Annotated in this window: 1 protein-coding gene; it reads right to left on the bottom strand. The window is 50.6% G+C overall.

The features are described from left to right. On the bottom strand, positions 1-886 hold an 886-nt coding region (locus tag CW742_RS14445; RefSeq protein WP_292421577.1), incomplete at its 3' end, for an ATP-binding protein. Positions 887-1123: the final 237 nt, after the last annotated feature.

Genomic DNA, 1123 nt, shown 5'->3' on the forward strand with positions numbered 1-1123 from the left:
ATCTCGCAGATCTCCGATTGCCCATATAGGTGATTTGCATATGTTGTTCCCGGAGCTCCCGCATCAGACGTTTTACCTGATCCCGGTTAAGGCGGGTAATTTTCCGGATATCTGCATTGGTAAGATAGTTTTCCGGGGAATCCTTCTGCTGCCTGAGCATGCTAAGGACATGCATCTTAGCAGCTTCCCATTCAGTTCTCCGATCACCGAGAGGATGACCGTTGAGTTCTAGTTCGCGGTAAATTGCCGGGTGGAGTGTCCAATAAAGACTCCTGCCGGAACCTCCATGCTCCAGGTAACCCCTCTCATGCTCCATTGCATGGAGTGTGTCACGAGCTTCCGTATCGGTACGCTGGATGAGCACAGCCGCACCCGGGATATCAATTTCCCGGTGTGAGAGGAGATAATCAAGAATAAGAAGATAGTCGACATCGAATCCTTTGCCTGATTGTGCCTCCTTCTCAACAAATAGACGGAATGGGGCCGAAAGTTCTCCTCCTTTAAGGACGACCTTCACCGATTCCCCCTGCTGTTCAATAATTGGGGGTTCCTTTCCCTCGATAAGCATATACTTGTACATCCGGGAAATTCCGAGATTGCTCCTGTTCACGAGGCGCATCTTAGTGAGAGCTTCTACAAGGCGGGGATTCCGGGCAACCGGTGGGTGATGGAGGATATTTCTGGAGGTAATCCCTCCAATGAACCCTCCTGGATTACTGATCTCCAGACGCCCCGGGTATTGTTTGACCATGACAGGACTATTTATCCGGTAATCGGCATGGCTCAGGGCGTTCATAAGTGCTTCGCGCAGAACTATTTCCGGATACCGGCGGTATTCAAAATGGAACATCCCATAATCGAGTGTTGTTAATGGATTTTCTGCCATAATCCGGTCGGTGATTTTCGAAAGAGCGATGATAAGAGGATCGGGACCTTCGGCCCGGTCAGTGTATTCCGTGTCGTCTTTCATTCTGAGATGCATCCAATGGTAATGCGGGAGGTATTGCCGGATCGATGTTTCTTTCCCGACGAGGAGCAATCCCGCAACTGTCAGCTGGCCCTTGGAGATTAAACCCAAAGACGTGAGCAGGTCATGATCCCGTAACGCCAGGAGATCGGGAGG

This window comes from Methanoregula sp., assembly GCF_002835825.1.
Lineage (GTDB): Archaea > Halobacteriota > Methanomicrobia > Methanomicrobiales > Methanospirillaceae > Methanoregula.